At 36.9% G+C, this 6,773-nt stretch carries 8 protein-coding genes and 1 pseudogene; 2 read left to right on the top strand and 7 right to left on the bottom strand.

Annotated elements, in window-relative coordinates; translation table 11 throughout:
• The coding region (locus tag D0T84_RS20745; protein ID WP_221413157.1) for a phage terminase small subunit-related protein at positions 1–537 on the top strand (537 nt) is incomplete at its 5' end.
• A 3-nt stretch (positions 538–540) separates the two neighbouring features.
• Positions 541–1,950, top strand: coding sequence for a hypothetical protein (locus tag D0T84_RS20740; RefSeq protein WP_163309778.1), 1,410 nt, complete (start codon positions 541–543; stop codon positions 1,948–1,950).
• Between the two features lie 124 nt (positions 1,951–2,074).
• Here the strand turns inward: D0T84_RS20740 and D0T84_RS23160 are convergent, their stop codons facing one another.
• From D0T84_RS23160 to D0T84_RS20710, 7 genes and pseudogenes are all read right to left on the bottom strand, one after another.
• Positions 2,075–2,374 carry a hypothetical protein gene (locus tag D0T84_RS23160; protein WP_255495514.1) on the bottom strand — a complete coding sequence of 100 codons (300 nt, stop codon included), beginning with the start codon at positions 2,372–2,374 and terminating at the stop codon, positions 2,075–2,077.
• A 10-nt stretch (positions 2,375–2,384) separates the two neighbouring features.
• Positions 2,385–2,789 (bottom strand): annotated as a pseudogene (locus D0T84_RS20730) (exonuclease domain-containing protein); the annotation flags it as partial.
• On the bottom strand, positions 2,773–2,982 hold the full coding sequence (locus D0T84_RS23155) for a hypothetical protein (protein WP_255495513.1): 210 nt from the start codon (positions 2,980–2,982) through the stop codon (positions 2,773–2,775). The pseudogene D0T84_RS20730 and the gene D0T84_RS23155, both read right to left, overlap by 17 nt.
• Before the next feature lie 231 nt (positions 2,983–3,213).
• Positions 3,214–3,672, bottom strand: a complete 459-nt coding sequence (locus D0T84_RS20725) for a hypothetical protein (RefSeq protein ID WP_163309774.1) — start codon at positions 3,670–3,672, stop codon at positions 3,214–3,216.
• A 1-nt stretch (position 3,673) separates the two neighbouring features.
• Positions 3,674–4,825, bottom strand: coding sequence for an RHS repeat domain-containing protein (locus D0T84_RS20720; RefSeq protein ID WP_255495512.1), 1,152 nt, complete (start codon positions 4,823–4,825; stop codon positions 3,674–3,676).
• A gap of 202 nt (positions 4,826–5,027) precedes the next feature.
• Positions 5,028–5,564 carry a hypothetical protein gene (locus D0T84_RS20715; RefSeq protein ID WP_163309773.1) on the bottom strand — a complete coding sequence of 179 codons (537 nt, stop codon included), beginning with the start codon at positions 5,562–5,564 and terminating at the stop codon, positions 5,028–5,030.
• Positions 5,565–5,567: 3 nt separating this feature from the next.
• Positions 5,568–6,509, bottom strand: coding sequence for a JAB-like toxin 1 domain-containing protein (locus tag D0T84_RS20710; protein ID WP_163309771.1), 942 nt, complete (start codon positions 6,507–6,509; stop codon positions 5,568–5,570).
• Positions 6,510–6,773: the final 264 nt, after the last annotated feature.

Genomic DNA, 6,773 nt, shown 5'->3' with positions numbered 1-6,773 from the left:
TACGGATTGATTATGAGTGATTTTGAGCAAGTGGAAAAACCCGATTATACCAAATTGAGACATACGGCATACCAACTCGTTGTTGAGCAAGGTAAAACCCAAAAGGAGGCGGCATTTATTTTAGATGTCAGTGAAAAAAGTATGTCCGAATGGTCCATTGAGGGCAATTGGCGCGACCAACGAAAAATGCGTCAATCATCTGCAAATATCGCTCGTGAGAATATACAACGTATAATCAGTTTGTTATCGGACAAACGACTGAAATTGGAATATGAAATCAATGAGGCTCGCGATGCTGGAGATATAGACCTCGAATTGAGATTAAGAAAAGAGGCAAACCAAGCATCCAACGAAATGGCATACAACAATAAAGCATTGGCGGAACTCAACAAAGAAAAAGGGGTTACACTGGGGCAATATGTTGATGTGTTTGATGACATATTTAGTGCCATGAGAGCATACAATTATGAGTTGTTTGAAAAAACGATTGAATTTCAGACTATCCATTTACGACGTAAAAGCAATGAACTAGGTTAATCAATGGCAAAATCAACAAAAAAAAGAGACCAAGAAAAAGTCGATTCGTATTTACGGCGACTGGAATTGGCACGTACAACAACGGTTGATGCTTTTGAAACATTAACCGATAAGATGAATGCGATTCAGCGGGCAAAATGGGATGTCGAGTTTATGGTCAACCGATATTTCAAACATTATGCCACGGCTGAATGTGCCGAATTTCAAAAAGACTTTGCCGAATTAGTTGCCGACAATCCACTTATCAAGGCTTTTGCCGAATGGGGCCGAGGGCTTGCCAAATCTGTTTGGTGTAATGTCATCATTCCTTTTTGGCTTTGGTTGCGTGGTGAAGATGTATTTATGTGTGTCATGTCCGATAGTAAGGAACGAGCCGAGGACTTAATCGCAGATATACAAGCCGAGTTTGAGGGCAACGAAGTTATCATTAATGATTTTGGGGCGCAAAGATGTGAGGGTAGTTGGGAATATGGAAGTTTTAGGACAATAGACCAACGATTCATTGGCATGGCTTTCGGTATAAAAAAGAAAGTGCGTGGTATCCGTGTGGGGCATCGCCGCCCAAATTTATGGGTTGTGGATGACTTGGAAACACCCGATACTATTGGGAACCCGAAAAGGATGCGAAAGCAAAAAGAAATAATTGAGCGTGATGTTATACCGACAATGACCGACAAACATAATCGACGCTTATTATATGCAAACAACCGCTTTGCACGTGTGATGACACAAACCATGCTGCAAGAAAGCCACCCGCACCCAAAATGGTATGTGCATCAAATAAAGGCATACAATAAAGTTACTTATGAATCTGCATGGCCCGCCATGTATGATAAAGAATATTACCAACTCCAAGAGGAGGACATGGGTATACCTGCCGCATACGCAGAATATAACCATGAAACCAAATTGGAGGGCAAAAACTTTAGTGAGGATGATATCCAATGGGCGGAATTGCCCGACTGGTTCGATTTTAAGATGATTATTGTTCATTGGGATATTGCATATACCGACAATGATACAAGCGACTACAATGCCGTCAAAGCATGGGGCGTGTGTAAAAACAATAAGTTTTGGAAAATAGACTGTTTTGTAAAACAAGCCAAAATGAATCTCCCATGTGATTGGATGTGTGAGTTTAAAAAGTCATTGCCACAAGGCGTAAATGTATTATTCCAATACGAATCACAATTTTGGAATGAGGAGGTACAAAGAAACATTGACGAGGCCGAGGACCGAAACGATGTAAACCTTAACATGATGAAAGTTGATACACCCAAAGTCAATAAACTGGGGCGTATGCTTACCATGGTAATTGTGATGGTTCTATCATATCCAATGCCACACGATATTCCTGTAATAATTCGGGAATCATCCGGCACATTTCATAGGCTAGTTTCATACAAAGGGTAGTTGTGCCGGGAGCTTCTTTCATTGCAACCATTTCTTCCAGGCAATAATCGAGAAAGTCTACGCGGGGAGGATCTGCTAACGGCTGCCTGTAAAGCAGATGGAGAAGCAAGCGTAAATGGGAAGGTTATCTGGTAACCAGCAACTTGTCTATAATTTCATTCTGTTTTGAGTATAACCACTCATTTTCAGATAGCGAAAAATGTGTCATTATCCACAAAGCATTAGTCACAACTGTGTCATCTTCATCGAAAATAAAATTATATAGCTGTTGCTTTCCTTTATTGCTACTCTGAATAAGGTAGGTAATCTCATGGATTTCGTCCATTCCAATACGGCCGGATAGTTTTTTTACGAGTCTTTCCGGGATTGTATTGTTACTCTCTTTCTTTTCGAACTGAAAAATCATTCTCGGTATTTCATCCATGATGATAACATTATAATAACTGCAATGCTATTTCGGCACACGCTTCCGCATCGGCCAATGCATTGTGATGATTCTCTAATATATAACCGCAATCTTCGGCTACAGTCTGCAGTTGATGGTTGGGTAAATGCTTCAACTGACGCCGTGATTCAGCCAGCGTACAATAGAATACATAATCGGGATAATCCATTTGGTAGGTTTTGAATACTGCTTTCAGGCAGGCTTCGTCAAAGCCTTTGTTATGAGCAACTAAAGGCAAACCTTCAATCAGGGATTCTATTTGCTGCCAAACTTTCGGGAGCACATCTGCATTATCTGTATCTGCTGATGTTAGTCCATGAATATTACTGTTGCCATAACAATAATAGTTTGGTTCGGGTTGTGCCAGGCTGTAAAATTTATCTGAAATGATACCTTGCAAAGACCGAACCAAAAGGATAATAATGATTCTTCTGAACCAACGTACCGCTGGCATTAGCCACCACACGGTTATTTCCCAGATGGTCATTCATATAGAAGTGATAGGTAGTGCCTTCGATATAGCCGCCATCGACTAAAACTCTTTTTAGTACTGATGTAAATACAGCAAGAATGTTAAAAAGTGACAAAGGTGACAGGTCTTTCGCTGTTTTTCTTTGTTACTTTTCTTCTTTTAAACGAACTCATATATAAGATAAATAATCCTGTCTGGGATGACAGTGACAGGATTATTTCTTATTATCATTCAAGGTAAAGCCTTGTTTTTAGCCCGACGCAGGCGGAACTTGCGCCGAACAGGGGGCATATAACCAATCCCTCCGCTTGTGTCAGCGTCAATTCCATCGATCCGAGCCTTACTCTTATAAGGGAAAGCAATTTTCAAGGTCGTTGATATTCAAATAAGAATAAGATAAAGATAAAGATAATGGGTGTTTGGATAGTAGTTTCCCACAAATGAAATACTCCACCATTCCGTTATTATTCACATTGAAAGATATTGAATCAAGATTACTATATTCCGGCGCAATAACCATAGATGCCATGTTCTTTTCTATTCTAAGAAAGTGTTTTTCATCAAGTATTCTTATTGAATCGATATTGGAGTAATTAAGCTTAATACATATTACAGTCCTATCCCTGCCTAATCGACTAACTGTTTTTTGCTCTAAGATTCTCCCGAAAAATTGTACATTAATTTGACCATAATAGTGATTATATTCTCTTTTATTTTGTTTAGTTATAAAAAGAAAAACACCAAACAAAATAAGCATAATAAAAATAAAAACAAATACAATGAATAACAATTTATATCTTTTCATTTTAAAAGAATCTTTTAACTGTCCAATTAAGAAATTTATCTAACTTACTTCTCTCACTTGTCTTCGTTATACCTTTAAATAAAGGAATAGTATAGCCTATGGTGCCACTTGCGCCTAGACCTCCACCTTCAAAAAAACCGAACTGAGGGCCTACACTACCACTAGCACCTAGACCAATTATTGTCCAAGCCCCATCTAAACTTGCTGTTAAATTACCTCCTATGCTGACTCCTGCAAGAACAGGTCTATAAGATACTGAAGCATCAATACTAAGATAAGGATCAACAAAACCACTTGGAGAATACATATTAGGGTCTGAACATATTGCAATAAATAAATTACCACCAGTGTTAAGAGTTGCAGCACCTCCTGTATACATAGATATTCCTCCTTCAGGATTAATGTATTCATACCAATAAAAAGCATAATTTCCACTCAAAAACAATAAATTCTGTTTTGCCGCATTAGCTTTTACTCCAATAACAGGAGTAAATTCTGCACCAATATAACGTTCATATCCAATTGCTACATTACTTGCGTCGATTGTATGATTTCCTCCAAAATCAACACTGGAATTAAAAGATTTATCAATAGCATCGGTTTTTACTGTCAAACTTGAGTTGTTAGCACCTTTTATTATAATATCGTCTATCCCTTTATTTGAACCTTCTGCGGGAGCTGTATATACATTTATAAGATCACTACTGCTTACCCCATTATCTCTCATCCATTCAGCAGTTGAATACATTCCTGTTGGATCAATATACTTCAACGGATTATTCATCACATACACATACGGACTAATACTATAATACTTCTCCGCCAACGGATCCACACTCGTAAACCTACCGATCTGACTATCCATATACCTCGCACTATAATCATACAAATTCACCCCATGCATTGCATCCAGCTCCTTGTCATTATACTTATACGGCTGTTTCCCTGCCCCTGTAGTACTTGCAAAGACCGAACCGAAAGGATAATAATGATTCTTCTGAACCAATGTACCGCTAGCATTAGCCACCACACGGTTATTTCCCAGATGGTCATTCATATAGAAGTGGTAGGTAGTGCCTTCGATATAGCCGCCATCGACTAAAACTCTTTTTAGTACTGATGTAAATGTAGCAAGAATGTTAAAAAGTGACAAAGGTGACAGGTTTTTCGCTGTTTTTATTTGTTACTTTTCTTCTTTTAAACGAACTCATATTATAATAGATAAATAATCCTGCCAATGATGACAGTGACAGGATTATTTCTTATTATCATTCAAGGTAAAGCCTTGTTTTAACTCGATGCAGACAGAGCTTACGACGAACGAAGGATATTTAACTGCATCAGTTGACAAAACTTCATTCAAGCTTTGGATACCAATTAGTTTTTAATAATTTAAATTCTCTATTTGAATAAGAGAAAAACCATGAAATAAATTCCTCTGGCATTAGATTATCATAATCAATTTCTTTTCCTGATAGCTCTACAACTCGTTTTATATAAGGGATTACCTCTTTTTTACCAGTATCGACGAAAAACTCTCTCAACATTTCTCCTTGAATCAAGAAAATAGAATTTTTTAATCGAAAAAATCCTATATTACAAGAATCGCTTATAAGTGTAGGGCGCATTAATGTTACTGAGATAAGATATTCTTCAGTACAATTATTACTCAATCGGAACAAATATATATAATTCTCTCTATCATCAATATCCAAATTATGAATTAATATTAATGAATCAATATTAGATATAAGGGATTGATTGTCTAATTTATATTCAGTTAATTCAACTAATATTATTTCCTTCTTAATTTTATATTCTTGAGCTTGAATTATTCCAACTGAAAATAGAAGTATTATATGATATAATAATTTAAAATATAAATTTCCCATCTTTTATTTATTAAAATAGTCAAAATCAGATTTGACCGAATTAGGTCCGTAAGAAATACTTTTTCCTGTTTTAGGATCATAAACTTTAAATATAGGTATCACTAAAGATATATTACTTGAACTTCCAACTATTGATGAAGAAAATGAAATATCGCCAGAACCATAGCTGTCAGTTCCGGGCAAACCACTAGGATATGGCGCATATACATTATGAATAGGATGATTGTGAGAATGTTCTATCATTGGTATACCTTTCATATATTGTTTTATAAAAACATCTCGCATCCCCCCTTCATTCCACTCCCCATGAGTTGTGGTTATAAAATTTGCTTTTTCTTTACCTTCTTTTCCAAAAGTAGCATGACTCCATTCCACTTTGGTATTATCTGCTAAAAACTCAAAAATAGAATTTGCATTATCATCTCCTTGTATAGTATACTTATCATATGACCACTCCTTGCTTCCTTCGGGCTTAAGTGTAATCTGTTCCATCGTAATCGTTCCATATCCATATTCTTGTGAAGATTTTCCATCGACTCTTTTACCATCCTTATCAACAATATGTATAATATCTTTATCCTTATTTTCAATTCTATTTATCATTTCCCCTTTTTCATTTATTTCCCACTCATCTCTTCCATCAGGGTCAATAAATCTTAACGGATTATTTCGTGCATATGTATAAGGAGAAATCCAATATTTCTTCTCCGCCAACGGATCCACACTCGTAAACCTACCGATCTGACTATCCATATACCTTGCACTATAGTCGTATAAGTTCACCCCATGCATTGCATCCAACTCCTTGCCATTATACTTATACGGCTGTTTCCCTGCCCCTGTAGTACTTGCAAAAACAGAACCAAAAGGATAATAATGATTCTTCTGAACCAATGTACCGCTGGCATTAGCCACCACGCGGTTATTTCCCAGATGGTCATTCATATAGAAGTGATAGGTAGTGCCTTCGATATAGCCGCCATCAACCAGTATACGCTTTAATGTGGCGAGTAACTATCTATTGCCCGTTCTGTTATACTTGCCGAGCCTACCTCTATAGTCCTTCGTAAATTTAACTAAAAAGTGACAAAAGTTACAACTTTCACATTGTTTTTCATTGTTGTCCGCTAAAAGCAGAAAGCTTGCCTATTTTAGACATATCCTCTTGTATATCAGTGTTTGTTTTTCGCATAATCAAAAGTAAGCCCC

It is taken from the genome of Dysgonomonas sp. 521, from assembly GCF_010501055.1.
Classification (GTDB): Bacteria; Bacteroidota; Bacteroidia; order Bacteroidales; family Dysgonomonadaceae; genus Dysgonomonas.
The sequence above is the reverse complement of the archived record's forward strand: the minus strand, read 5'-3'. Positions and strand labels throughout refer to the sequence as shown.